Origin of the sequence: Phytobacter sp. V91 (assembly GCF_965644225.1) — a bacterium.
In the GTDB taxonomy this organism is placed as follows: domain Bacteria; phylum Pseudomonadota; class Gammaproteobacteria; order Enterobacterales; family Enterobacteriaceae; genus CBFFRJ01.
In genome coordinates, this window is sequence record NZ_CBFFRJ010000017.1 from 26,893 (window position 1) to 53,561 (window position 26,669).

Consider the following 26,669-nt stretch of genomic DNA (forward strand, 5'->3'; position numbering starts at 1 on the left):
TTAAATGGCACATAAAAAGGCTGGTGGCTCGACTCGTAACGGTCGTGACTCAGAAGCTAAACGCCTGGGCGTGAAGCGTTTTGGCGGCGAAACAGTTCTGGCTGGTAGCATCATCGTTCGTCAACGTGGTACCAAATTCCACGCTGGCTCTAACGTTGGTTGCGGCAAAGACCACACTTTGTTTGCTAAAGCAGACGGTAAAGTGAAATTTGAAGTTAAAGGCCCGAAAAACCGTAAGTTCATCAGCATCGTTGCTGAATAAGTTTTTCGCGTCCCGGTAACGGATAAAAGCCCCGCAACACGTTGCGGGGCTTTTTACATTAAAAGTCCGGTGAAATTCTGGCAGGGAACACGGGCATGAAACAGCAGGCAGGCATTGGTATCCTTCTGGCACTGACTACCGCAATGTGCTGGGGGGCGTTGCCAATTGCGATGAAGCAAGTGCTGGAGGTGATGGAACCCCCGACGGTGGTGTTTTATCGCTTTTTGATGGCGGGAATAGGCCTTGGTATCATTCTTGCCTGCAACCGTAAGCTCCCGCCTTTACGTATTTTTCGTAAGCCCAGGTGGTTGCTATTACTGGCAATCGCAACCGGAGGCCTGTTCGGGAACTTCATCCTGTTCAGCTCCTCTTTGCAATATGTCAGCCCGACAGCCTCACAGGTTATTGGCCAGCTTGCTCCGGTCGGCATGATGGTTGCCAGCGTGTTTATCCTGAAAGAGAAGATGCGCGGCACTCAGGTAGTGGGTGCCCTGATGCTGATAAGCGGACTGGCGATGTTTTTTAACACCAGTCTGGTGGAAATATTTACCCGGCTGACCGATTACACCTGGGGTGTGATCTTTGGTGTTGCAGCATCCACGGTCTGGGTGAGCTATGGGGTTGCGCAAAAAGTTTTATTGCGCCGTCTGGCCTCACAGCAAATCCTCTTTTTGCTGTACACTTTATGTACAATGGCGTTATTGCCGCTGGCAAAACCTGCAGTCATTTTTCAGCTCGATAGCTGGCAACTGGCATGTTTGATTTTTTGCGGCCTCAATACGCTGGTAGGTTACGGTGCGCTCGCAGAAGCGATGGCGCGCTGGCAGGCTGCTCAGGTGAGTGCGTTAATTACGCTGACTCCCCTGTTTACACTGCTTTTTTCGGATTTATTATCAATGGCCTGGCCCGATCTTTTCGCCAGACCGATGTTAAACCTTATCGGTTATCTCGGTGCGTTTGTCGTGGTTGCGGGAGCGATGTATTCCGCCATTGGTCATCGTCTCTGGGGACGATGGCGTAAGCGTGAAGTGACAGTCACATTGCCCCGCGCAGGCGAATGAATAACGGAGAGTAAAATGAAGTTTGTTGATGAAGCGACGATCCTGGTCGTAGCAGGTGATGGCGGCAATGGTTGCGTGAGCTTCCGCCGCGAGAAATACATTCCCCATGGTGGCCCTGATGGTGGTGATGGTGGTGATGGTGGCGATGTCTGGCTTGAAGCGGACGAAAACCTGAACACCCTGATCGATTACCGTTTTGAAAAGTCCTTCCGTGCGGAACGTGGCCAGAATGGCCAGAGCCGTGACTGTACCGGTAAGCGCGGCAAAGACGTGACTGTCAAAGTTCCTATGGGGACGCGAGTCATCGACCAGGGCACTGGCGAAACCATGGGCGATATGACCAACCACGGTCAACGTCTGATGGTAGCAAAAGGCGGCTGGCATGGTCTGGGCAACACCCGTTTCAAATCCTCTGTAAACCGTACTCCACGTCAAAAAACGATGGGTACGCCAGGCGATAAGCGCGAGCTGGAACTGGAGCTGATGCTGCTGGCAGACGTCGGTATGCTGGGGATGCCTAATGCGGGTAAATCCACCTTCATTCGCGCAGTTTCTGCGGCAAAACCGAAAGTGGCCGATTATCCGTTTACCACGCTGGTGCCAAGCCTGGGCGTTGTTCGTATGGACAACGAAAAGAGCTTTGTGGTTGCCGATATTCCAGGTCTGATTGAAGGTGCTGCTGAAGGCGCAGGCCTGGGGATTCGCTTCCTGAAACACCTTGAGCGTTGCCGCGTTTTGCTGCACCTGATTGATATTGAGCCGATCGACGGTTCCGATCCGGTTGAAAATGCGCGGATCATCATCGGTGAGCTGGAAAAATACAGCGAGCAGTTAGCTGCTAAACCGCGTTGGTTGGTGTTCAACAAAATCGACATGATGGATAAAGCGACGGCAGAAGCCAAAGCGAAAGAGATTGCCGATGCGCTGGGTTGGGAAGATAAGTATTACCTGATCTCTGCCGCCAGCCAACAGGGTGTAAAAGATCTCTGCTGGGACGTGATGACCTTTATCATCGAAAATCCAGTGGCTAAGGCTCAGGAAGAAACGCAGCCTGCGAAAGTTGAGTTTATGTGGGACGATTACCATCGTCAGCAGCTCGAAGAAGCAGAGATTGAAGAAGACGATTTGGATGATGACGACTGGGATGAAGACGACGAAGAAGGTGTCGAGTTCATCTATAAACGTTAACGCTGTCGTGTAAGCCCCAGAGGCTATCGACGAGACGAAAAGCCGGGCAAGCGAAGAAACGCTTCCCGGCTTTTTTATTAGTTGTTCTGGTAGATATCTTTGTATAAACGGCTTTCAAAACGTACCAGTGGAATACGGCGATTACGTTGGTCCGCCGGTTCGACCGCATAGCCTGAAAGGTACTGCACAAATGCCATTCGCTGGCCGCTGGCGGTGGTAATAAAACCTGCCAGGTTGTAGACGCCCTGCAATGAACCCGTTTTGGCGGAGACTTTACCGTCAACACCTGCCTCATGGAGGCCTGCGCGATACTGCAATGAGCCGTCATGACCCGCCAGTGGCAGCATGGAGATGTAGTTGAGCTCGCTATCGTGCTGAGCAATATACTGCAACACCTGCATCATGGTTGCCGGAGCAATCAGGTTATGACGCGACAGGCCGGAACCATCGGCAATAATGGTATTGCCAATGTCGACACCTGCCTGCTGGCGCAAAATCTGTCGTACGGCGTCTGAGCCAGCGCGCCAGGTGCCGGGCACGCCGAAGCGGGCATGGCCAATCATTCGAAATACCGTATCGGCAATCATATTGTCCGATTTCTTCAGCATTATTTTAAGAAGTTCATGCAGAGGAGCAGACTGCGTGGAGGCGATCACTGTACCTGGCTCATTCACCAGGGTCTGACGTAACAAGGTGCCGCTGTAGCTGATCCCCGCATCGGCCAGTTCGGCTTTAAGGATAGCGCCGGCATAGCTGGCTCCGTCCTGAATGGCGAAAGCCAAAGGAAGCGGCTCGCTGCGCTGGGGCAGACAACCTGTCAGAGTGAACCGGTTTAAGTCGCCAGGCACCACATCCAGCTCGCAAAACTGCGCATCTGCAGAGCCGCGAGCCAGGGTGCGAACCTGACTGAACATATTGACCGGGTAGTAAGAGGCGACGCGGATATAAGCCAGATCGCCGGCTTTTTGCGCGCTGTATAACGAAACCGAGAAACAATTACGATCGACAATCGCCGCCGCCGGTGGCGCGCTGAAGCACTGGGTCATATCATTCCAGGGCCAGCCGGGGGCTTTGTCATGGCTGGCAAAAATCGAGGTGTCGATCAGTATATTTCCCTCGATCTTTTGTACCCCTGATTTTTTCAGCGTGGCGACCATATTGCGGATGTTCTGAAGCTTTAGCGTCGGATCGCCACCAAATCGGGCAATCAAATCACCTTTTAGCACGCCATTGTTGAGGGTGCCTTTGCTTTCCAGAGTGGTGGTAAAACGGAAATCCGGGCCAAGTTGCAGCAGAGCGGCCAGTGCGGTAATAACCTTTTGTGTACTGGCAGGCAGAGCCATCTGTTTACCGTGATAGTCGATTTCTGCATCTGAAGCGCCCACTTTCTGCACCATAAGGGCGAGGTTTGCGCCATCAGGCAGCTGATTAATGTACTCGTCGACATTCGCGGCCTGAACATTCAGGGCTATACTTGTGGTCAATCCGATGATAAATCTGGAAAATCGCATAATCTCGCGCTAACAACCTGGAAACAAGCCGTCATACTACGGCGCATCGACCCGGAAAGTAAACGATGACCCATAGTGAACTTCCGGTTAAAATACGTATCAAATTGAAAAATTGCCGCTGACCTGGAACTTTGTCTCCGGGTCAGTTTTCTTTTGCTTCTGGTCCGGGGTTATCTGCCTTTTGCGGCCAGATATAGCTGCCGGGGCAGAACGATTGCTCCATACAGGAATGTTTAAGAGGTATAAAAATGCAAGCTATTCCGATGACCTTACGTGGTGCCGAAAAACTTCGCGAAGAGCTGGACCATCTGAAGTCTGTGCGTCGCCCCGTCATTATTGCCGCCATTGCGGAAGCGCGTGAGCATGGTGACCTGAAAGAAAACGCTGAGTATCACGCCGCGCGTGAGCAGCAGGGTTTTTGTGAAGGGCGTATTAAGGACATTGAAGCCAAACTGTCCAATGCGCAGGTGATCGATATTTCTAAAATCCCGAACAACGGTCGCGTAATTTTTGGTTCTACAGTGACTGTTCTGAATCTCGATAACGATGAAGAGCAAACTTATCGTATTGTGGGTGACGACGAAGCGGATTTTAAACAGAATCTGATCTCGGTAAACTCGCCTATCGCCCGTGGTCTGGTAGGTAAAGAGCAGGATGATGTTGTCAACATTCGCACCCCAGGCGGCGACGTTGAATTCGAAATTATCAAGGTTGAATACATCTGATGGTTTCGCAACAATCACTTGTTGACGTATTGTAAAGAAAAGAAAAAGGCCGCACTGCGGCCTTTTAACAACTTCATGAGCATGGCATTTTGCTCGTCTACCAGCGAAAACCCCTCGTTTTACACAGATTTTGTGTTCAATTCAGGATATCCTTAACGTGGTAGCGAGATTTTGCGCTCTTTAGCAGGACGATAAAGCACCAGCGTTTTCCCGATGACCTGTACGTTACAGGCGCCGGTTTCGCGCACGATCGCTTCCACGATCAAGGTTTTATTCTCGCGGTCTTCAGTAGCGATTTTGACCTTGATAAGTTCATGGTGCTCTAACGCTTGTTCGATCTCGGCCAGCACCCCTTCGGTCAAACCATTGTTGCCAAGCATAACGACCGGCTTGAGCGGATGTGCCAGACCTTTCAGGTGCTGTTTTTGTTTAGTACTAAGATTCATCGTATATTTTGCTTACGTTGGGATTGAAAACGGGTCATTCTACCGCCATCTCCCTTATATCACCAAATCGCTGCGTGGAATTTTACGTTGCTGTATATGATGAACCCAGACGGAATGTTAAATGACAGGTAAAAAGCGTTCTGCCAGCTCGAGCCGCTGGCTTCAGGAACACTTTAGCGATAAATATGTTCAAGAGGCACAGAAAAAGGGGTTACGTTCCCGTGCCTGGTTTAAACTTGATGAAATACAGCAAAGTGACAAACTTTTTAAGCCGGGAATGACGGTAGTCGATCTCGGTGCGGCACCTGGCGGTTGGTCTCAATACGCCGTGACGCAAATCTGTGGGACAGGACGTATCATCGCTTGCGATCTTTTGCCTATGGATCCAATCGTTGGTGTGGACTTCCTTCAGGGCGATTTTCGTGATGAATTAGTCCTGAAAGCGTTACTGGATCGCGTCGGCGACAGCAAAGTTCAGGTTGTTATGTCCGATATGGCACCGAATATGAGTGGTACGCCGGCGGTTGATATTCCCCGCTCAATGTATCTGGTTGAACTGGCGCTGGGCATGTGTAGAGATGTGCTGGCACCAGGCGGTAGTTTTTTAGTGAAAGTGTTTCAGGGCGAAGGATTTGATGAGTATCTTCGAGAAATTCGCTCCCTGTTTACGAAAGTGAAAGTTCGTAAGCCGGACTCTTCCCGTGCCCGTTCACGAGAAGTGTACATTGTAGCGACCGGGCGAAAACTATAGTAACCTGACGCTGTTTTTAACACAGTTGTAATATGAGGTTAATCCCTTGAGTGACATGGCGAAAAACCTAATACTCTGGCTGGTCATTGCCGTCGTGCTGATGTCAGTATTCCAGAGCTTTGGGCCCAGCGAGTCTAATGGCCGTAAGGTGGATTACTCTACCTTCCTGCAAGAGGTCAATCAGGACCAGGTTCGCGAAGCGCGTATCAACGGACGTGAGATCAACGTTACCAAGAAAGATAGTAACCGTTACACGACTTACATCCCGGTGAACGATCCGAAACTGCTTGATAACCTTTTGACTAAAAACGTCAAAGTGGTGGGAGAGCCGCCGGAAGAGCCTAGCCTGCTGGCTTCAATCTTTATTTCCTGGTTCCCGATGCTGTTGCTGATTGGGGTCTGGATATTCTTTATGCGCCAGATGCAGGGCGGGGGTGGCAAAGGCGCCATGTCGTTCGGCAAGAGCAAGGCGCGTATGCTCACCGAAGATCAGATTAAAACCACTTTTGCTGACGTCGCAGGTTGCGATGAAGCAAAAGAAGAAGTCGGTGAGCTGGTTGAGTATCTCCGTGAGCCAAGCCGCTTCCAGAAGCTGGGAGGTAAAATCCCGAAAGGCGTTCTGATGGTGGGGCCTCCGGGTACCGGTAAAACGCTGCTGGCGAAAGCTATCGCCGGTGAAGCCAAAGTGCCGTTCTTTACCATTTCCGGTTCTGACTTTGTAGAAATGTTTGTCGGTGTCGGCGCATCTCGTGTGCGTGACATGTTCGAACAAGCCAAGAAAGCCGCACCGTGCATCATCTTCATCGATGAAATTGACGCCGTAGGCCGCCAGCGTGGCGCAGGTCTGGGCGGTGGTCATGATGAACGTGAGCAGACGCTGAACCAGATGCTGGTTGAGATGGATGGTTTCGAAGGCAATGAAGGCATTATCGTCATTGCGGCAACTAACCGTCCGGACGTACTTGACCCGGCACTGCTGCGTCCAGGTCGTTTCGACCGTCAGGTTGTGGTTGGGCTGCCGGATGTTCGCGGCCGTGAACAGATCCTGAAAGTGCATATGCGCCGTGTGCCGCTGTCTCCGGACATCGATGCTGCGATCATTGCACGTGGTACGCCTGGCTTCTCGGGTGCCGATCTTGCAAACCTGGTGAACGAAGCGGCATTGTTTGCTGCCCGCGGTAACAAGCGCGTCGTCTCTATGGTTGAGTTCGAGAAAGCGAAAGACAAGATCATGATGGGTGCGGAACGTCGCTCCATGGTGATGACGGAAGCGCAGAAAGAATCGACGGCCTATCATGAAGCAGGTCATGCGATTATTGGTCGCCTGGTGCCGGCGCATGATCCGGTGCACAAAGTGACGATTATTCCGCGTGGTCGTGCTCTGGGTGTCACCTTCTTCCTGCCGGAAGGCGATGCCATCAGCGCCAGCCGCCAGAAACTCGAAAGTCAGATTTCCACCCTTTACGGCGGTCGTCTGGCAGAAGAGATCATTTACGGTGTTGAACATGTTTCAACAGGTGCGTCGAACGATATTAAAGTCGCGACCAACGTGGCACGTAACATGGTGACTCAATGGGGCTTCTCCGACAAACTTGGTCCGCTGCTGTATGCGGAAGAAGAAGGTGAAGTATTCCTCGGTCGTAGCGTTGCGAAAGCGAAGCATATGTCCGATGAAACGGCGCGTATCATCGATCAGGAAGTGAAAGCCCTGATTGAACGTAACTACGACCGCGCTCGCCATATCCTGGGTGAGAACATGGACATCCTTCACGCGATGAAAGACGCGCTGATGAAGTATGAAACCATTGATGCTCCTCAGATTGACGATCTGATGGCTCGTCGCGACGTGCGTCCACCTGCAGGTTGGGAAGATCCAGGTACAAGCAATTCTGACAACAGTGGTACCCCTCGCGCGCCGCGCCCGGTCGATGAACCAGGCACGCCGAATGCGGGTAATACCATGTCAGAGCAACTGGGCGATAAATAAGTTACCCGTTGTTGATGTCAGGTTCTTCTGCTGAAACCCTGGGGCGTATGCTCCGGGGTTTTTCTTTATTGGCTTATGGTAAAAATCAGGTTCACTCATGAAACTTCATGCCCAGGGCAGCATTCTCGATCTTTCACATCCTCACGTAATGGGGATCCTCAACGTCACACCGGATTCCTTTTCCGATGGCGGGACACATAACACGCTGATTGATGCGGTTAAGCACGCCAACCTGATGATCAATGCCGGTGCGACCATTGTTGATATTGGTGGCGAATCTACCCGTCCGGGTGCGGCAGACGTGAGTGTGGAAGAGGAACTGGCGCGCGTTATCCCGGTTGTGGAGGCGATTGCTCAGCGTTTTGAAGTCTGGATTTCGGTGGATACCTCTAAACCTGAAGTGATTCGTGAATCAGCCAGAGTCGGGGCGCACATTATTAACGATATCCGCTCATTAACTGAGCCTGGCGCGCTGGAGGCTGCCGCAGCGACGGGTTTACCGGTGTGCCTGATGCATATGCAGGGTCAGCCAAAAACCATGCAGGAAGCTCCGCGCTATGACGATGTATTCGCTGATGTGAATCGCTACTTTATTGACCAGATTGCCAGATGTGAACGTGCCGGGATCGCAAAAGACAAATTGTTGCTCGACCCAGGATTTGGTTTCGGTAAGAATCTCTCCCACAATTATGCGTTACTTGCGCGGCTGGCTGAATTCCACCACTTTGATCTTCCGTTGCTGGTCGGAATGTCGCGTAAATCGATGGTGGGCCAGTTGCTGAACGTAGGGCCGACGGAAAGGCTAAGTGGCAGCCTGGCCTGTGCCGTGATTGCGGCGATGCAGGGTGCGCATATTATTCGGGTTCATGATGTGAAAGAGACGGTAGAAGCCATGCGGGTGGTTGAAGCCACATTGTCAGCGAAGGAAAAGAAACGCTATGAGTAATCGTAAATATTTTGGTACCGATGGCATCCGTGGTCGCGTTGGCGACGCGCCTATCACTCCTGATTTTGTCTTAAAGCTGGGCTGGGCGGCGGGTAAAGTCCTGGCCCGTCATGGTTCACGAAAAATCATCATCGGCAAGGATACCCGCATTTCAGGCTATATGCTTGAATCTGCATTAGAGGCTGGTCTGGCTGCCGCTGGTCTTTCCGCTTCCTTCACCGGCCCGATGCCGACCCCTGCGGTGGCTTACCTTACTCGTACGTTTCGCGCGGAAGCCGGCATTGTCATTTCAGCCTCTCATAACCCTTTCTATGACAATGGCATCAAATTCTTTTCCATCGACGGTACAAAGCTGCCGGACGCCGTAGAAGAGGCGATTGAAGCCGAAATGGAGAAAGAGCTGACCTGTGTTGATTCCGCTGAACTGGGTAAAGCCAGTCGCATTGTTGACGCTGCCGGTCGCTATATTGAATTTTGCAAAGCCACTTTCCCTAATGAACTGAGCCTGAATACGCTTAAAATCGTTGTCGATTGTGCCAACGGGGCGACTTACCATATTGCGCCGAGCGTATTCCGCGAACTGGGGGCGAAGGTTATCGCCATGGGATGTGAGCCTGATGGTGTCAACATCAATGCCGAAGTTGGGGCGACCGATGTACGTGCTTTGCAGGCACGGGTTCTGGCAGAAAAGGCCGATATTGGTATTGCCTTCGATGGTGATGGCGACCGGGTGATCATGGTTGACCATGAAGGCAATAAAGTCGATGGTGACCAGATCCTGTACATTATCGCCCGTGAGAGTCTGCGCCAGGGGCAGCTGCGTGGTGGCGCCGTCGGGACGTTGATGAGCAATATGGGGCTGGAACTGGCGCTTAAACAGCTCGGTATTCCTTTCACTCGTGCAAAAGTCGGCGATCGTTATGTGATGGAAAAAATGCAGGAGAAAGGCTGGCGCATTGGCGGCGAGAACTCCGGGCATGTCATCCTGCTTGATAAAACGACCACTGGTGATGGCATTGTCGCTGGTTTGCAGATCGTCGCGGCGATGGTACGTAATCACATGACGCTTCACGATCTGTGTAGCGGCATGAAAATGTTCCCTCAGGTGCTGGTGAATGTTCATTTCACGGCAGGCAGCAGCGATCCGCTCGAAGAAGAGTCCGTTAAGGCGGTAACCGCAGAAGTTGAAGCGGCACTGGGGAACCGTGGCCGTGTTCTGTTGCGTAAGTCAGGTACTGAACCGCTCATCCGCGTGATGGTGGAAGGTGAAGACGAAGCACAGGTTATTGATTTTGTTACACGCATTGCCGATGCCGTTAAAGCGGTGTGATGGCCAGTTCGTGCTCAAAAAAGCGGCTTTTGCCGCTTTTTTATTGTTCTAGTTTTCTGTTTTTGCTGTTTTTTTCCGCACTTGATACAATGCGCTTAAATTGCCCTTGCGAAGGTCATTCGCTTTGGTTAGTATTCACACCCGCTTCTGGTGGGAATAAATAACAGCCCCGCTTTTATTGGTTTGAAGCTCTGAGATGCGGCAACACCGCAAGGAACAGGTTGATTATGTACGAAGCTCTTTTAGTTGTTTTCCTTATTGTGGCAATAAGCCTGGTTGGTTTGATCATGCTGCAACAAGGTAAAGGCGCTGACATGGGAGCCTCATTTGGTGCAGGCGCTTCTGGTACTCTGTTTGGTTCAAGTGGTTCTGGTAACTTCATGACCCGTACAACAGGTATCCTTGGTACGCTGTTCTTCATCATCAGCCTGGTATTGGGTAATATCAATGCCAACAAAACCAATAAAGGAAGCGAATGGGAAACGCTGAATGCTCCGGTTAAAGCCGAGCAAACTCAGCCAGCAGCACCGGTACAACCGGGCAGCGATATCCCTAAATAAGAAGTAGTCGTACCGAGGTGGTGGAATTGGTAGACACGCTACCTTGAGGTGGTAGTGCCCTAACGGGCTTGTGGGTTCGAGTCCCATCCTCGGTACCAATATTCCGAAAAAAAGACGCTGAAAAGCGTCTTTTTTTTCGTCTGTCATCAGGCGTTGCCAGAACAGACTTCTGGATATCGTCATGGCGATTTATGCCTGATACCTCCGCATAAGAGCATAAAAAAAGCCGCTTTCGCGGCTTTCTTCAGTACGGCACATCAGATTACTTCGCTTTATTTTCCAGGCTTTCAACCTGCGGCAAGCCTGCCGCCGAAGAGGATGACAGCAGACCGGACTGAACATAACCAAAGAGTTTCTCACGGGTATCAGTGATATCCAGGTTACGCATGGTCAACTGGCCGATACGGTCGTCAGGAGAGAAGACTGACTCACCTTTTTCCATGGTCAGACGTTCTGCTTTATAGGTCAGATTGTCGGAAACGGTATTGAGAATGGAGTAGTCATTGCCACGACGCAGCTCCAGTGTCACTTCGCCGGTAATGGCACTTGCGACCCAGCGTTGCAGCGCATCACGCAGCATCAGCGCCTGAGAATCAAACCAGCGACCCTGATACAGCAGGCGGCCCAGTTGGCGGCCATGCGCATGATATTGCTCAATCGTATCTTCGTTATGGATACCGGTCAGCAGGCGCTCATAGGCAATATGCAGCAGCGCCATACCCGGGGCTTCGTAGATACCACGGCTTTTCGCTTCGATAATACGGTTTTCAATCTGATCGCTCATACCCAGACCGTGACGACCACCGATGCGGTTCGCTTCCATCATCAGCTCAACATCATCGCTGAAGGTCTGGCCATTGAGGGCAACAGGATGACCCTGTTCGAAGCGGATGGTGACTTCTTCTGCCGGGATCTTCACACTCTCATCCCAGAATTTCACGCCCATGATCGGGTTAACGATTTTGACGCTGGAATTCAGGAACTCTAAATCCTTCGCTTCATGGGTCGCACCAAGCATGTTTGAGTCAGTGGAATAGGCTTTTTCGACCGACATTTTGTAGTCGAAACCACACTCAATCATAAATTCAGACATTTCCTGACGACCACCGAGCTCATCAATAAAGTCGGTATCCAGCCAGGGTTTATAGATTTTGAGCTCGGCATTGGTCAGCAGACCATAACGGTAGAAACGCTCAATATCATTGCCTTTATAGGTACTGCCATCGCCCCAAATGTTTACGCCATCTTCTTTCATGGCGGCAACGAGCATGGTGCCGGTGACAGCGCGCCCCAGTGGGGTGGTGTTAAAGTAGGTCAGTCCACCAGTTGTATTGTGAAAAGCGCCACACTGGATAGCGGCGATCCCTTCGGCAACTAACTGCTTACGGCAGTCAATCAGGCGGGCATTCTCCGCGCCATATTCCTTAGCACGACGAGGAATTTCGTCATAATCGTCTTCGTCTGGCTGGCCCAGATTTGCAGTATACGCGTAAGGAACGGCACCTTTTTTGCGCATCCACAGCAGCGCCGCGCTGGTATCCAGTCCGCCGGAGAAAGCGATACCAATACGTTGACCTACCGGAAGATGCTTGAGAATCGTCGTCATAAAATAAATCCCTGCTTGATAAACCTATGGTGAGAGACTTAACAGCCACGCCATGATGTTTTTAAACCATACACCGAAGAAAATAGAGTGAATGATTATGCAAAATAAATGAGTTTTCATTTAAACATCTTTTCGCGATGACCGGAAGAGAAGAGTGCTATTTTCGTTGCCAAAATGGCGCTGAATGCCGATAAGCTGCAAGAAAAACTTTTGGCCCGGTTAATATAAAGCCATGCGCATAAAATGCAAAGTGAGCGCAGTTGACAGTAACTTATGTTTATCAATATAATGTCGGCAGATTTTACGTCCCGTCTTCGGTACCAAATCCCAGCATTATTTGCAAATCTACCGTTAAACGAGTAGAATTTGCCACGTTTCAGGCGCGGGGTGGAGCAGCCTGGTAGCTCGTCGGGCTCATAACCCGAAGGTCGTCGGTTCAAATCCGGCCCCCGCAACCACTTTCCCGAAGTGTTCTTTTTCAAATATACTATGAAGACTTAATGCCTTCGTCGCTGGATTTGAAAAAAATACTCCCGGAAGGTTCTCCAGGCCGCAGTTGCGGCTTTAGGGTTCAGTTATTTAAAGCCCCGATTTATCGGGGTTTTTTGTTATCTGACTACGGAATAACTGGGCTTTATGCCCTTTTTTTATGTCTTGGGGGTGGGCTTGTCCACATTAGAGCAAAAATTAACAGAGATGATCACTGCACCAGTCGAAGCACTGGGCTATGAACTGGTTGGCATTGAATTTGTGCGTAGTCGCACATCTACGCTGCGCATCTATATTGATAGTGAAAATGGCATCACTGTTGAAGATTGTGCTGATGTTAGCCACCAGGTCAGTGCGGTGATGGATGTCGAAGATCCCATCACGGTCGCTTACAACCTTGAAGTCTCTTCACCAGGTCTTGAGCGTCCATTATTTACGGCGGAACACTACGAACGTTTTACGGGCGACGAAGTGACACTGGTCCTGCGTATGGCGGTGCAGAACCGTCGTAAATGGCAGGGCATTATCAAAGGTGTCGATGGCGAGATGATCACCGTTACGGTCGAAGGTAAAGATGAAGTGTTCGCATTGAGCAACATTCAGAAAGCGAACCTGGTCCCCCACTTTTAACAGTCTGGATTGAGGTGAAAGGCCCCCGATGAACAAAGAAATTTTGGCTGTTGTTGAAGCTGTTTCTAACGAGAAAGCGCTGCCGCGTGAAAAAATCTTCGAAGCGCTGGAAAGTGCTCTGGCTACAGCAACCAAGAAAAAATACGAGCAAGAAATCGATGTCCGCGTCAGCATTGACCGTAAAAGCGGCGATTTCGATACGTTCCGTCGTTGGGTTATTGTCGAAGAAGTAACCCAGCCAACCAAAGAAATTACCCTTGAAGCCGCCCGTTTTGAAGACGAGAGCTTCGACGTGGGTGGATATGTTGAAGACCAGATTGAATCGGTAACCTTTGACCGTATTACGACGCAAACGGCAAAACAGGTTATCGTTCAGAAGGTTCGCGAAGCTGAACGTGCGATGGTTGTTGACCAGTTCCGCGGTCAGGAAGGCGAAATCATCACCGGTGTAGTGAAAAAGGTGAATCGCGATAACATTTCTCTCGAAATTAAATCGGAAGGAATGGCGGCTTCTGCTGAAGCGGTGATTTTGCGTGAAGATATGCTGCCGCGCGAAAACTTCCGTCCAGGCGATCGTATCCGTGGCGTTTTATATGAAGTTCGCCCGGAAGCGCGTGGCGCTCAGTTATTTGTCACCCGTTCCAAACCTGAAATGCTGATCGAGCTGTTCCGCATTGAGGTACCGGAAATTGGCGAAGAAGTGATTGAGATTAAAGCCGCTGCCCGCGATCCTGGCTCCCGTGCAAAAATTGCAGTAAAAACCAACGACAAACGTATCGACCCTGTCGGCGCTTGCGTAGGTATGCGTGGTGCACGTGTTCAGGCAGTGTCAACCGAACTCGGCGGTGAGCGTATCGATATTATCCTGTGGGATGATAACCCGGCGCAGTTTGTCATCAATGCGATGGCGCCAGCTGATGTTGCCTCTATCGTGGTTGATGAAGACAAGCACACCATGGATATTGCAGTTGAAGCCGGTAATCTGGCTCAGGCAATTGGACGTAACGGTCAGAACGTCCGCCTGGCATCGCAACTGAGCGGTTGGGAACTCAACGTAATGACCGTTGATGACCTGCAAGCCAAGCACCAGGCTGAAGCGCATGCAGCCATTGACACCTTCACTAAGTATCTCGATATCGATGAAGATTTCGCGACGGTGCTGGTTGAAGAAGGTTTTGCAACGCTTGAAGAACTGGCCTATGTGCCAATGAAAGAGCTGTTAGAAATCGACGGTCTTGATGAAGCAACCGTTGAAGCGCTGCGCGAGCGTGCCAAAAACGCACTGACCACTCTGGCACTGGCCCAGGAAGAAAGCCTTGGTGATAACAAACCAGCCGACGATCTGCTGAATCTGGAAGGTCTGGATCGCGAAATGGCATTCAAACTGGCTGCCCGTGGTGTTTGTACGCTGGAAGATCTCGCCGAACAGGGCATTGATGATCTGGCTGATATTGAAGGGTTGAACGACGAAAAAGCCGGTGAGCTGATCATGGCAGCCCGTAATATTTGCTGGTTCGGTGACGAAGCGTAATAAACTGTAGCAGGAAGGAACAGCATGACAGATGTAACCGTAAAAACGCTGGCCGCAGAGATACAGACCTCCGTGGATCGCCTGGTACAGCAATTTGCTGACGCAGGGATCCCGAAGTCTGCTAACGACTCTGTGTCCGCGCAAGAGAAGCAAACTTTACTGGCGCACCTGAACCGTGAAAATGGTTCTGCGCCGGATAAGTTGACATTGCAGCGTAAAACGCGCAGTACTCTCAATATTCCTGGTACCGGTGGAAAAAGTAAATCGGTACAAATCGAAGTCCGCAAGACACGCACCTTTGTAAAACGCGATCCGCAAGAGGCAGAACGCCTGGCCGCGGAAGAGCAAGCGCAGCGTGAAGCGGAAGAGCAAGCCCATCGTGAAGCAGAAGAAGCTGCGAAACGCGAGGCGCAACAAAAAGCTGAACGTGAGGCCGCAGAACAAGCGAAACGTGAATCTGCTGAGAAAGCGAAACGTGAAGTTGCGGAAAAAGACAAAGTGAGCAATCAACAAACCGACGATATGACCAAAACCGCCCATGCTGAAAAAGCCCGCCGTGAAGCTGAAACTGCCGAGCTGAAGCGTAAATCCGAAGAAGAAGCACGCCGTAAGCTGGAAGAAGAAGCGCGCCGTGTTGCTGAAGATGCACGCCGTATGGCTGAAGAAAACGCTGGTGCTTGGGCTGAGCAAGAGAAAGTGGAAGAAGATAAGAGCGATTATCATGTCACCACCTCTCAACACGCCCGCCAGGCTGAAGACGAAAACGACCGTGAAGTTGAAGGCGGCCGTGGACGTACGCGTACCAGTAAAGCAGCGCGTCCGGCTAAAAAAGGCAACAAGCATGCCGAGTCGAAAGCCGATCGTGAAGAAGCCCGTGCTGCCGTTCGTGGCGGTAAAGGCGGCAAGCGTAAAGGCTCTTCTCTGCAACAGAGCTTCCAGAAACCTGTTCAGGCAGTTAACCGTGACGTTGTGATTGGCGAGACCATCACCGTGGGTGAACTGGCGAACAAAATGGCGGTTAAAGGTTCTCAGGTCATCAAAGCGATGATGAAACTGGGTGCCATGGCCACCATCAACCAGGTTATCGATCAGGAAACTGCTCAGTTAGTCGCTGAAGAAATGGGTCACAAAGTTACCCTGCGCCGTGAAAACGAGCTGGAAGAAGCGGTAATGAGCGACCGTGATACAGGTGCTGCGGCAGAAGCTCGTGCGCCTGTTGTCACCATCATGGGTCACGTTGACCACGGTAAAACCTCGCTGCTTGACTACATTCGTTCCACGAAAGTGGCCTCCGGCGAAGCAGGCGGCATTACCCAGCACATTGGTGCGTACCACGTTGAAACTGACAACGGTATGATCACCTTCCTGGATACCCCGGGTCACGCCGCGTTTACTTCCATGCGTGCTCGTGGTGCGCAGGCGACGGATATCGTTGTTCTGGTTGTTGCTGCTGACGATGGCGTGATGCCGCAGACTATTGAAGCAATCCAGCACGCCAAAGCGGCACAGGTGCCGGTTGTGGTTGCGGTGAACAAAATTGATAAGCCGGAAGCCGATCCGGATCGCGTTAAGCAGGAACTCTCCCAGTACGGCATCATGCCGGAAGCGTGGGGCGGCGAAAGCCAGTTCGTTCACGTATCAGCGAAAGCCGGTACCGGTATCGACGAGCTGCTGGATGCCATTCTGTTGCAGGCTGAAGTACTTGAACTCAAAGCTATCCGTAACGGCATGGCAAGCGGTGCGGTAATCGAATCCTTCCTCGATAAAGGTCGTGGCCCGGTTGCTACCGTTCTGGTTCGTGAAGGTACCCTGCACAAAGGCGATATAGTTCTGTGCGGCTTTGAATATGGCCGTGTTCGCGCCATGCGTGATGAGCTGGGTCGTGAAGTTACCGAAGCGGGTCCGTCTATTCCGGTCGAAATCCTCGGTCTGTCCGGTGTTCCGGCTGCGGGTGATGAAGCTACTGTTGTCCGTGACGAGAAGAAAGCACGTGAAGTTGCGCTGTATCGTCAGGGCAAATTCCGCGAAGTTAAACTGGCTCGCCAGCAGAAATCTAAACTTGAGAACATGTTCGCTAACATGACTGAAGGCGAAGTTCACGAAGTGAACGTGGTGCTGAAAGCGGACGTTCAGGGTTCTGTGGAAGCGATCAGCGATTCTCTGCTGAAACTCTCTACCGACGAAGTGAAAGTCAGAATCATTGGTTCCGGCGTCGGTGGTATTACTGAGACTGATGCAACCCTGGCTGCTGCCTCGAACGCCATCCTGGTTGGCTTCAACGTTCGTGCCGACGCTTCTGCGCGTCGTGTGATTGACGCTGAAAGTCTGGATCTGCGTTACTACTCCGTCATCTACCATCTGATCGACGAAGTGAAAGCGGCGATGAGCGGTAAACTGTCTCCGGAACTGAAACAGCAGATCATTGGTCTGGCCGAAGTTCGTGATGTGTTCAAATCACCGAAATTTGGCGCCATCGCGGGCTGTATGGTTACCGAAGGGACGATCAAACGTCACAACCCAATCCGTGTTCTGCGTGACAACGTGGTTATCTACGAAGGCGAGCTGGAGTCCCTGCGCCGCTTCAAAGATGACGTTAACGAAGTCCGTAACGGTATGGAATGTGGTATCGGCGTTAAGAACTACAACGATGTTCGCGTTGGCGATATGATCGAAGTGTTCGAGATTATCGAGATCCAACGTAGCATCGATTAATCCACCGCATCTTTTGGGCTGCGGCTCAAAATCTGAAGTGGAAAATGAGTAGGCCGGGTAAGCGGAGCGCCACCCGGCAAGAAATTTAAAAAGGGGCTTTTGGCCCCTTTTTTGTCTTTATTCTGGAGAATTTATTATGGCGAAAGAATTCGGTCGCCCGCAGCGCGTGTCACAGGAACTGCAAAAAGAAATTGCCATTATCCTGCAGCGCGAAATCAAAGATCCGCGTTTGGGCATGATGACCACCGTTTCCGGTGTCGAAGTTTCCCGCGATCTGGCGTATGCCAAAGTATTTGTTACCTTCCTGAACGACCAGGATGAAGCCTCAGTGAAAGCGGGCATTCGTGCGTTACAGGATGCTTCCGGGTTTATCCGTACCTTAGTGGGCAAAGCGATGCGCCTGCGTATTGTGCCGGAACTGACATTCTTCTACGACAACTCCCTGGTTGAAGGCATGCGTATGTCGAACCTGGTGACCAGCGTCGTGAAGCACGATGATGAGCGTCGTGTGAATCCGGATGAAAGCGGCGATAACAAGGAGGGCTGATGAGTCGTCCTCGTCGTCGTGGCCGTGATGTGCATGGCGTATTGTTGCTGGATAAACCGCAAGGTGCCTCCAGCAATGATGTGCTGCAAAAAGTGAAGCGTCTCTTCAATGCCAACCGCGCCGGGCATACGGGTGCGCTGGATCCGCTGGCAACCGGTATGCTCCCCATTTGTTTGGGTGAGGCGACCAAGTTTTCCCAGTATTTACTGGATTCAGATAAGCGTTACCGTGTGATTGCCCGACTCGGGCAGCGTACCGATACTTCTGATGCCGATGGCCAGATTGTCGACGAACGCCCGGTCACATTTAGTGCAGAGCAACTTGCTGTCGCACTGGATAGCTTTCGGGGCGACACCTCGCAGATACCTTCTATGTATTCCGCCCTCAAGTACCAGGGTAAAAAACTGTACGAGTATGCCCGACAGGGGATTGACGTCCCGCGTGAGGCCCGACCTATTACGGTTTACGAACTGCTGTTTATTCGCCATGAAGGTAATGAGCTCGAACTGGAAATCCACTGCTCGAAAGGCACCTATATTCGCACCATCATTGATGATCTGGGTGAGAAGCTAGGCTGTGGCGCGCACGTGATTTTCCTGCGTCGTCTGGCGGTAAGCAAATACCCGGCCAGTCGTATGGTGACGCTTGAACAGTTGCAGGCATTAGCTGAGCAGGCTGCATCACAGGATATTCCGCCAGCAGAATTACTGGATCCGCTATTGATGCCAATGGACAGTCCGGCTGCGGACTACCCGGTCGTTAATATCACCTCTGTCGTGGCCGCGTACTTTAAAAATGGTCAACCGGTGAGAACTGAAGTTACCTCATTAGAGGGACTGGTGCGGGTGACAGAAGGCGATGATGCCGTGTTTATCGGCATGGGGGAAATGGGAGATGACGGGCGACTGGCACCGCGTCGTCTGGTGGTTGAATACCCGCCGGCCTAAGCCTCACCTTGCGATAAGCACACACTACGAGTAGAATATCGCCGCTCAATGCCGGGGTAATTGTTTAACAATGTCCGGGCATTGCACCTGGGTTGCTGAATTAGAGATCGGCACCCTTTCTTTTTTTTATCACTGGAGTTCAAAATGTCTCTAAGCGTTGAAGCTAAAGCAAAAATCGTTTCCGAGTTTGGTCGTGGCGAAAATGACAGCGGTTCTACCGAAGTTCAGGTTGCCCTGCTGACTGCTCAGATCAACCACCTGCAAGGTCACTTTGCAGAGCACAAAAAAGATCACCACAGCCGTCGTGGTCTGCTGCGCATGGTTTCTCAGCGTCGTAAACTGCTCGACTACCTGAAACGTAAAGATGTTGCACGCTACACTGCGCTGATCGAGCGTCTGGGTCTGCGTCGCTAAGTCTGGCGAGTTTCATAGAAAGGGGCCGTAAGGCCCCTTTTTTCAACCAGACGGCAGCAATTAACGGTACAATAATGTATTGTTACTAAGAATGATCTTCGTTGCAGAGGTTCGCGCGGCTAATGAGAGGCTTTACCCGAAGAGCACGGGTTAGGGTTGTCATTAGTCGCGAGGATGCATAGAGGATCGGGTTTAAACGACAGCATGCCAGGGGTGTGCTGTCATTCATTAAGAAAGGATAATACTTTGCTTAATCCGATCGTTCGTAAGTTCCAGTACGGGCAACATACTGTCACGCTGGAAACCGGCATGATGGCGCGTCAGGCCACTGCTGCCGTTATGGTTAGCATGGATGACACTGCAGTGTTCGTGACCGTTGTTGGCCAGAAAAAAGCAAAACCAGGTCAGGACTTTTTCCCTCTGACCGTTAACTATCAGGAGCGTACCTACGCTGCTGGTAAAATCCCGGGTGGTTTCTTCCGTCGTGAAGGCCGTCCAAGCGAAGGCGAAACCCTGATTGCGCGTCTGATTGACCGCCCGGTGCGCCCGCTGTTCCCTGAAGGCTTCGTTAACGAAGTTCAGGTTATCGCCACCGTTGTTTCCGTTAACCCGCAGGTTAACCCGGACATCGTTGCGATGATCGGTGCATCCGCCGCACTGTCCCTGTCTGGCATTCCTTTCAATGGCCCAATTGGTGCTGCGCGCGTCGGTTACATCAACGACCAGTACGTGCTGAACCCGACTCAGGAAGAGCTGAAAGAAAGTAAGCTGGACCTAGTTGTTGCGGGTACTGAAGGTGCCGTGCTGATGGTTGAATCCGAAGCTGAACTGCTGAGCGAAGACCAGATGCTGGGCGCAGTCGTCTTCGGCCATGATCAACAGCAGGTTGTTATCCAGAACATCAACGACCTGGTGAAAGAAGCCGGTAAACCACGTTGGGACTGGCAGCCGGAAGCCGCTAACGACGCGCTGAATGCTCGTGTTGCTGCCCTGGCAGAATCTCGTCTGAGCGATGCTTACCGCGTAACCGACAAACAAGAGCGTTATGCTCTGGTTGACGTGATCAAGTCTGAGACCGTTGCTGCTCTGCTGGCGGAAGAAGAGACCCTGGACGCTAACGAACTGGGCGACATTCTGCACGCTATCGAGAAAAACGTCGTTCGTAGCCGCGTACTGGCTGGCGAACCGCGTATCGATGGTCGCGAAAAAGACATGATCCGTGGTCTGGACGTGCGCACTGGCGTACTGCCGCGTACTCACGGTTCCTCACTGTTCACCCGTGGCGAAACACAGGCGCTGGTTACCGCAACGCTGGGTACCGCACGTGACGCACAGAACATCGATGAACTGATGGGTGAGCGTACTGATTCGTTCCTGTTCCACTACAACTTCCCTCCGTACTCTGTAGGGGAAACCGGTATGGTGGGTTCACCAAAACGTCGTGAAATTGGTCACGGTCGTCTGGCGAAACGCGGCGTGCTGGCAGTGATGCCGGATGCGGACAAATTCCCGTACACCGTACGTGTGGTGTCCGAGATTACTGAATCCAACGGTTCTTCTTCCATGGCTTCCGTCTGTGGTGCTTCTCTGGCGCTGATGGATGCAGGTGTGCCGATCAAAGCCGCTGTTGCTGGTATTGCAATGGGCCTGGTGAAAGAAGGCGAAAACTTTGTTGTTCTGTCTGATATTCTGGGCGATGAAGATCACCTGGGCGATATGGACTTTAAAGTTGCCGGTAGCCGTGAAGGTATCTCTGCGTTGCAGATGGATATCAAAATCGAAGGTATCACCAAAGAGATCATGCAGGTTGCTCTGAACCAGGCTAAAGGTGCGCGTCTGCACATCCTGGGTGTGATGGAACAAGCGATCAACGCACCGCGCGGCGACATCTCTCAGTTCGCTCCGCGTATCCACACCATCAAGATCAATCCAGACAAGATCAAAGATGTTATCGGTAAGGGCGGTTCTGTTATCCGTGCACTGACCGAAGAAACCGGCACCACCATCGAAATCGAAGATGACGGTACCGTTAAGATTGCAGCGACTGACGGTGAAAAAGCGAAACATGCTATTCGTCGTATCGAAGAGATCACCGCTGAAATCGAAGTTGGCCGTATCTACGCGGGTAAAATCACCCGTATCGTTGACTTTGGCGCATTCGTTGCCATCGGCGGCGGTAAAGAAGGTCTGGTCCACATTTCTCAGATCGCTGACAAGCGTGTAGAGAAAGTGACTGACTATCTGCAAATGGGCCAGGAAGTGCCGGTGAAAGTTCTGGAAGTTGACCGCCAGGGCCGTATCCGTCTGAGCATTAAAGAAGCTACCGAACAGACTCAGCCTGCAACTGCGCCGGAAGCGCAACAAGCAGAGCAGGGCGAGTAAGGTTGTTTTTGCCCTCCGCTCTGGCGGAGGGCACATTATCGGGCAGGACGCCGTGTTTGCAGCCGGGGGACAGGACGTTCATCCAATTGTTGTCTTCGGGAGTGGGAAATGAAGTCTTTTTTGCGCTGGTGTTTTGTTGCGACAGCTCTAACGCTGGCAGGATGCAGCAACTCTGCCTGGCGTAAGAGCGAAGTCCTGGCGGTGCCATTGCAACCGACTTTGCAGCAAGAAGTGATTCTGGCACGCATGGAACAAATTCTTGCCAGTCGGGCTTTATCCGATGATGAACGCGCGCAGCTTTTATATGAGCGCGGAGTGTTGTATGATAGTCTCGGTCTGAGGGCACTGGCGCGGAATGATTTTTCACAAGCGCTGGCTATCCGACCCGATATGCCTGAGGTATTCAATTACTTAGGCATTTACTTAACGCAGGCAGGCAATTTTGATGCTGCCTATGAAGCGTTTGATTCTGTACTTGAGCTTGATCCAACTTACAACTACGCGCACTTAAATCGCGGTATCGCTTTGTATTACGGCGGTCGTGACAAGTTAGCGCAAGATGATCTGCTGGCGTTTTATCAAGACGATCCCAATGATCCTTTCCGTAGCCTGTGGCTTTATGTCGTTGAGCGTAAGCTTGATGAGAAGCAGGCCAGAGAAGCACTGTCTCAGCGCTTCGAAAAATCGGATAAAGAGCAATGGGGATGGAACATTGTCGAGTTCTACCTGGGCAACATTAACGAAGCAACGTTAATGGATCGCCTCAAGGCGAACGCAACGGATAACACCTCGCTCGCTGAGCATCTCAGTGAAACCAACTTCTATTTAGGTAAGTACTACCTAAGTCTGGGGGAAAAGGACAGCGCTACGGCACTGTTCAAATTAGCGGTTGCTAACAACGTACACAACTTCGTTGAGCACCGTTATGCATTGTTGGAATTATCGCTCTTGGGCCAGGAGCAAGACGACCTGGCAGAATCGGACCAGCAATAGCTGACGTACACATCAGCCCGTAATCTTTTGATTGCCATCATCTTAACTGGTGAGGGCGTTGTTGTTCGTCAATACACCTACTTTGAGCCGGTTCACACTTTTCAATGAAAATTGCAGATCAATTTCACGATGAGTTATGTAGACTGGCCGCCACTGACATTGAGGCACTTGTACTACATGGCTGAATTCGAAACCACTTTCTCCGATCTGGGGCTGAAAACCTCTATTCTTGAAGCCCTTAACGATCTCGGTTACGAAAAACCATCTCCGATCCAGGCGGAGTGCATTCCGCACCTGCTGTCTGGCCGTGATGTACTGGGCATGGCCCAGACGGGTAGCGGTAAAACCGCAGCTTTCTCGCTGCCGCTGCTGCACAACATTGACCCGGAACTGCGTGCACCGCAGATCCTTGTACTCGCTCCAACCCGTGAACTTGCTGTTCAGGTTGCAGAAGCGATGACTGATTTCTCTAAACACATGCATGGCGTAAACGTGGTAGCCCTTTACGGCGGCCAGCGTTACGACGTGCAGCTGCGCGCCCTGCGTCAGGGTCCACAAGTTGTTGTGGGTACCCCGGGTCGCCTGCTCGATCATTTAAAACGTGGCACGCTGAACCTGTCTGGCCTGAAAGGTCTGGTACTGGATGAAGCAGACGAAATGCTGCGTATGGGCTTTATCGAAGACGTTGAAACCATCATGGCGCAGATCCCGGCTGAACATCAGACCGCGCTGTTCTCTGCGACCATGCCGGAAGCGATTCGTCGCATTACCCGCCGCTTTATGAAAGAGCCGCAGGAAGTGCGCATTCAGTCCAGCGTCACAACTCGTCCGGACATCAGCCAGAGCTACTGGACGGTGTACGGCATGCGTAAAAACGAAGCGCTGGTGCGTTTCCTGGAAGCAGAAGATTTTGATGCGGCGATCATTTTCGTCCGTACTAAAAATGCCACCCTGGAAGTTGCTGAAGCACTGGAACGTAGCGGCTATAACAGCGCTGCGCTGAACGGCGATATGAACCAGGCCCTGCGTGAGCAGACTCTGGAGCGTCTGAAAGACGGTCGTCTGGATATCCTGATTGCAACCGACGTGGCAGCACGTGGTCTGGACGTTGAGCGTATCAGCCTGGTTGTTAACTATGACATCCCGATGGACTCTGAGTCCTACGTTCACCGTATCGGTCGTACCGGTCGTGCGGGTCGTGCGGGTCGTGCATTGCTGTTCGTTGAGAACCGCGAACGCCGTCTGCTGCGTAACATCGAACGCACCATGAAGCTGACGATTCCGGAAGTAGAACTGCCGAACGCAGAACTGCTGGGCAAACGCCGCCTGGAAAAATTTGCTGCCAAAGTTCAGCAGCAGCTGGAAAGCAGCGATCTGGATCAATACCGTGCTCTGCTGGCGAAAATCCAGCCATCTGCTGAAGGTGAAGAGCTGGATATCGAAACGCTGGCTGCCGCACTGTTGAAAATGGCTCAGGGCGAACGTGCGCTGATCGTTCCGGCCGATGCGCCAATGCGTCCTCGTCGTGAGTTCAAAGAGCGTGATGAGCGTTTCGAGCGTCGTGGCGACCGCAATGACCGTGGCCCGCGTGGCGACCGTCCTGAGCGTGGTGGTGAAGACCGTCCACGTCGTGAGCGTCGTGATGCTGGCGAAATGGAATTGTATCGTATCGAAGTGGGTCGTGATGATGGCGTTGAAGTGCGTCACATCGTGGGCGCTATTGCCAACGAAGGTGATATCAGCAGCCGTTACATCGGTAACATCAAGCTGTTTGGTACTCACTCCACCATCGAGCTGCCGAAAGGTATGCCGGGTGAAGTTCTTCAGCACTTTACCCGCACGCGTATTCTGAACAAGCCGATGAATATGCAACTGCTGGGTGATGCGCAGCCGCGTTCTGACCGTGGTGGCGAACGTCGTGGCGGCGGTGAGCGTCGTGAAGGCGGCCGTAACTTCGGTGGCGAACGTCGCGAAGGCGGCCGCGGTGAAGGCCGTAGCTTCAGCGGTGAGCGTCGTGCGCCACGCCGTGAAGATGGCAACACCGCAACGACCAGCCGTCGTCGCTTTGGTGATGCGTAATCACACGCTGATTTTTCTTTACACACTGTAAAGTAATAAATACAAACCCCGGTGGAAACATCGGGGTTTGTTTTATCTGTTATGTACTCTTGTACTGGTACAATGCTGCGGCATTTTAGCCTGACAGGAGAAAAGAAGTTTATGGCAACACTGGCGACCACAAAGGCAACACCTTCGTTGCTGGCGGGAGTGGTGATTATTGGCGGTACGGTCATTGGCGCGGGAATGTTTTCATTGCCGGTGGTTATGTCGGGTGCATGGTTTTTCTGGTCACTGGCGGCGTTAATTTTTACCTGGTTCTGTATGCTGCATTCCGGGTTAATGATCCTGGAAGCCAATCTCAACTATCGTATTGGCTCAAGCTTCGACACCATCACCAGAGATCTGCTGGGCAACGGCTGGAATGTGATTAACGGCCTCTCGATTGCCTTTGTGCTCTACATTCTGACCTACGCCTATATCTCTGCCAGCGGCTCTATCCTGCACCATACTTTTGCCCAACTGTCGTTCGATGTTGCGCCGCGGGTGGCCGGAGTGGCTTTCGCTCTGCTGGTGGCATTTATCGTCTGGCTTTCCACCCGGGCCGTCAGTCGAATGACGGCGATCGTACTCGGCGCCAAGATCATTACCTTCTTTCTGACTTTTGGCAGCCTGCTGGGGCACGTACAGCCAGCAACGCTGTTTAACGTCGCAGAAGCAAATACCGTCTATACGCCTTATCTGTTGATGACCTTGCCTTTTTGCCTGGCCTCTTTTGGTTATCACGGCAATGTGCCCAGTCTGATGAAGTTTTACGGCAAAGATCCGCGAACCATTACCCGCAGCCTGATCTACGGTACTCTGCTGGCGCTGGGGCTTTATACGGTATGGTTACTGGCAACGATGGGCAATATTCCGCGTCCGGCGTTTGTCGCCATCGCTGAGAAGGGCGGTAATATCGATGTGTTGGTACAGGCGTTGAGTAACGTCCTGAACAACCGCAGCCTGGATCTGCTGCTGGTGATTTTTTCTAACTTTGCGGTTGCCAGCACTTTCCTTGGCGTAACGCTGGGACTGTTTGACTATCTTGCCGACCTGTTTGGTTTTAATGACAGCGCAAACGGGCGCTTTAAAACGGCGCTACTGACCTTTCTGCCGCCAATGGCTGGCGGTTTACTCTGGCCGAATGGCTTTCTGTATGCGATTGGCTATGCGGGGCTTGCCGCCACCATCTGGGCGGCGATTGTTCCCGCTTTACTGGCAAGAGCATCGCGCAAGCGTTTTGGCAGCCCACTTTTTCGCGTCTGGGGCGGCACGCCGATGATTGTGCTGATCCTGTTGTTTGGTGTGGGCAATGCGCTGGTGCATATATTGTCGAGTTTTAATCTGTTACCGGTTTATCGGTAGAGAGGGCTGCCCTCTCCCGAATGATCTGAACCCCGAAACCTGGAATCCCAAACCAGTTTTCGGAGGTTCTTATGAAGTACACATTCGAGATTAAACTGTCCGCCGTCCAGGCGTATCTGGAAGGCGGTAACAGCCTCACATCTACCGCACGCCAGTTCGGCTGTCCCGAGCCCTCTCTTCGTGCCT

General features: G+C 51.9%; 23 protein-coding genes and 2 tRNA genes. 22 read left to right on the forward strand and 3 right to left on the reverse strand.

All coding sequences use genetic code 11. The features are described from left to right. The first annotated feature begins 4 nt into the window (after positions 1–4). From rpmA to cgtA, 3 genes are all read left to right on the forward strand, one after another. Positions 5–262 carry a 50S ribosomal protein L27 gene (rpmA, locus tag ACSZO4_RS05560; RefSeq protein WP_003025030.1) on the forward strand — a complete coding sequence of 86 codons (258 nt, stop codon included), beginning with the start codon at positions 5–7 and terminating at the stop codon, positions 260–262. 95 nt (positions 263–357) lie between these two features. Continuing rightward, on the forward strand, positions 358–1,323 hold the full coding sequence (locus tag ACSZO4_RS05565; RefSeq protein ID WP_437887878.1) for a DMT family transporter: 966 nt from the start codon (positions 358–360) through the stop codon (positions 1,321–1,323). A 15-nt stretch (positions 1,324–1,338) separates the two neighbouring features. Then, complete coding sequence (cgtA, locus tag ACSZO4_RS05570) at positions 1,339–2,511, forward strand: Obg family GTPase CgtA (protein ID WP_437887879.1); 1,173 nt, start codon at positions 1,339–1,341, stop codon at positions 2,509–2,511. Between the two features lie 77 nt (positions 2,512–2,588). On the opposite strand, the gene dacB is transcribed toward cgtA, so the two are convergent. Then, entirely contained in the window at positions 2,589–4,022 is a 1,434-nt protein-coding gene (dacB, locus tag ACSZO4_RS05575; protein ID WP_437887880.1) for a serine-type D-Ala-D-Ala carboxypeptidase, read from the reverse strand. Positions 4,023–4,270: 248 nt separating this feature from the next. Between dacB and greA the strand changes: the two genes are divergently transcribed. After that, positions 4,271–4,747 carry a transcription elongation factor GreA gene (gene greA / locus ACSZO4_RS05580; RefSeq protein WP_437887881.1) on the forward strand — a complete coding sequence of 159 codons (477 nt, stop codon included), beginning with the start codon at positions 4,271–4,273 and terminating at the stop codon, positions 4,745–4,747. A 152-nt stretch (positions 4,748–4,899) separates the two neighbouring features. On the opposite strand, the gene yhbY is transcribed toward greA, so the two are convergent. Beyond that, positions 4,900–5,193, reverse strand: coding sequence for a ribosome assembly RNA-binding protein YhbY (gene yhbY, locus ACSZO4_RS05585; protein ID WP_437431727.1), 294 nt, complete (start codon positions 5,191–5,193; stop codon positions 4,900–4,902). Positions 5,194–5,314: 121 nt separating this feature from the next. On the opposite strand from yhbY, the gene rlmE reads away from it, so the two are divergent. The 6 genes from rlmE to ACSZO4_RS05615 all read left to right on the forward strand — a co-directional run bounded on the left by rlmE (position 5,315) and on the right by ACSZO4_RS05615 (position 10,865). Continuing rightward, a complete protein-coding gene (rlmE, locus tag ACSZO4_RS05590) occupies positions 5,315–5,944 on the forward strand; it encodes a 23S rRNA (uridine(2552)-2'-O)-methyltransferase RlmE (RefSeq protein ID WP_437887882.1) in 630 nt (209 codons plus the stop codon). Between the two features lie 55 nt (positions 5,945–5,999). Then, the gene (gene ftsH / locus ACSZO4_RS05595; RefSeq protein WP_437887883.1) at positions 6,000–7,931 is read left to right on the forward strand and encodes an ATP-dependent zinc metalloprotease FtsH; all 1,932 of its coding nucleotides are present in this window, start codon (positions 6,000–6,002) and stop codon (positions 7,929–7,931) included. A gap of 97 nt (positions 7,932–8,028) precedes the next feature. Beyond that, positions 8,029–8,877 carry a dihydropteroate synthase gene (folP, locus tag ACSZO4_RS05600; RefSeq protein ID WP_437887884.1) on the forward strand — a complete coding sequence of 283 codons (849 nt, stop codon included), beginning with the start codon at positions 8,029–8,031 and terminating at the stop codon, positions 8,875–8,877. Continuing rightward, positions 8,870–10,207 (forward strand): phosphoglucosamine mutase, encoded by a 1,338-nt coding sequence (glmM, locus tag ACSZO4_RS05605; RefSeq protein WP_437887885.1) that lies wholly within the window; start codon positions 8,870–8,872, stop codon positions 10,205–10,207. The genes folP and glmM overlap by 8 nt, the downstream gene beginning before the upstream one ends. A gap of 227 nt (positions 10,208–10,434) precedes the next feature. Next, complete coding sequence (gene secG / locus ACSZO4_RS05610) at positions 10,435–10,767, forward strand: preprotein translocase subunit SecG (protein ID WP_437887886.1); 333 nt, start codon at positions 10,435–10,437, stop codon at positions 10,765–10,767. Between the two features lie 11 nt (positions 10,768–10,778). Beyond that, positions 10,779–10,865: transfer RNA gene (locus ACSZO4_RS05615), tRNA-Leu, on the forward strand. Positions 10,866–11,029: 164 nt separating this feature from the next. Here the strand turns inward: ACSZO4_RS05615 and argG are convergent. Beyond that, positions 11,030–12,373: an argininosuccinate synthase gene (argG, locus tag ACSZO4_RS05620; protein ID WP_437887887.1), complete on the reverse strand. Its 1,344-nt coding sequence runs from the start codon at positions 12,371–12,373 to the stop codon at positions 11,030–11,032. A gap of 381 nt (positions 12,374–12,754) precedes the next feature. Here argG and ACSZO4_RS05625 point away from each other — a divergent pair. The 12 genes from ACSZO4_RS05625 (at position 12,755) to mtr (ending at position 26,483) form a co-directional block, all read left to right on the forward strand. Beyond that, positions 12,755–12,831 (forward strand) — tRNA-Met (locus ACSZO4_RS05625). A gap of 208 nt (positions 12,832–13,039) precedes the next feature. Beyond that, the gene (gene rimP, locus ACSZO4_RS05630) at positions 13,040–13,492 is read left to right on the forward strand and encodes a ribosome maturation factor RimP (protein ID WP_437887888.1); all 453 of its coding nucleotides are present in this window, start codon (positions 13,040–13,042) and stop codon (positions 13,490–13,492) included. 28 nt (positions 13,493–13,520) lie between these two features. Next, positions 13,521–15,023: a transcription termination factor NusA gene (nusA, locus tag ACSZO4_RS05635; RefSeq protein ID WP_437887889.1), complete on the forward strand. Its 1,503-nt coding sequence runs from the start codon at positions 13,521–13,523 to the stop codon at positions 15,021–15,023. A gap of 24 nt (positions 15,024–15,047) precedes the next feature. Further along, the gene (gene infB, locus ACSZO4_RS05640) at positions 15,048–17,735 is read left to right on the forward strand and encodes a translation initiation factor IF-2 (protein ID WP_437887890.1); all 2,688 of its coding nucleotides are present in this window, start codon (positions 15,048–15,050) and stop codon (positions 17,733–17,735) included. Positions 17,736–17,871: 136 nt separating this feature from the next. After that, positions 17,872–18,282 carry a 30S ribosome-binding factor RbfA gene (gene rbfA, locus ACSZO4_RS05645; protein ID WP_437887891.1) on the forward strand — a complete coding sequence of 137 codons (411 nt, stop codon included), beginning with the start codon at positions 17,872–17,874 and terminating at the stop codon, positions 18,280–18,282. Continuing rightward, positions 18,282–19,229 carry a tRNA pseudouridine(55) synthase TruB gene (gene truB, locus ACSZO4_RS05650; RefSeq protein ID WP_437887892.1) on the forward strand — a complete coding sequence of 316 codons (948 nt, stop codon included), beginning with the start codon at positions 18,282–18,284 and terminating at the stop codon, positions 19,227–19,229. The genes rbfA and truB overlap by 1 nt, the downstream gene beginning before the upstream one ends. 144 nt (positions 19,230–19,373) lie before the next feature. Next, the gene (gene rpsO / locus ACSZO4_RS05655) at positions 19,374–19,643 is read left to right on the forward strand and encodes a 30S ribosomal protein S15 (protein WP_004385056.1); all 270 of its coding nucleotides are present in this window, start codon (positions 19,374–19,376) and stop codon (positions 19,641–19,643) included. Positions 19,644–19,889: 246 nt separating this feature from the next. Further along, entirely contained in the window at positions 19,890–22,025 is a 2,136-nt protein-coding gene (pnp, locus tag ACSZO4_RS05660) for a polyribonucleotide nucleotidyltransferase (RefSeq protein ID WP_437887893.1), read from the forward strand. 108 nt (positions 22,026–22,133) lie between these two features. Continuing rightward, positions 22,134–23,018 (forward strand): lipoprotein NlpI, encoded by an 885-nt coding sequence (nlpI, locus tag ACSZO4_RS05665; RefSeq protein WP_437887894.1) that lies wholly within the window; start codon positions 22,134–22,136, stop codon positions 23,016–23,018. 104 nt (positions 23,019–23,122) lie between these two features. Then, entirely contained in the window at positions 23,123–23,203 is an 81-nt protein-coding gene (gene yrbN, locus ACSZO4_RS05670; protein WP_123349176.1) for a protein YrbN, read from the forward strand. After that, complete coding sequence (locus ACSZO4_RS05675; protein WP_437887895.1) at positions 23,196–25,097, forward strand: DEAD/DEAH family ATP-dependent RNA helicase; 1,902 nt, start codon at positions 23,196–23,198, stop codon at positions 25,095–25,097. Before yrbN ends, ACSZO4_RS05675 begins: the two co-directional genes overlap by 8 nt. 141 nt (positions 25,098–25,238) lie before the next feature. Continuing rightward, complete coding sequence (mtr, locus tag ACSZO4_RS05680; protein ID WP_437887896.1) at positions 25,239–26,483, forward strand: tryptophan permease; 1,245 nt, start codon at positions 25,239–25,241, stop codon at positions 26,481–26,483. The last annotated feature ends 186 nt before the right edge of the window (positions 26,484–26,669 follow it).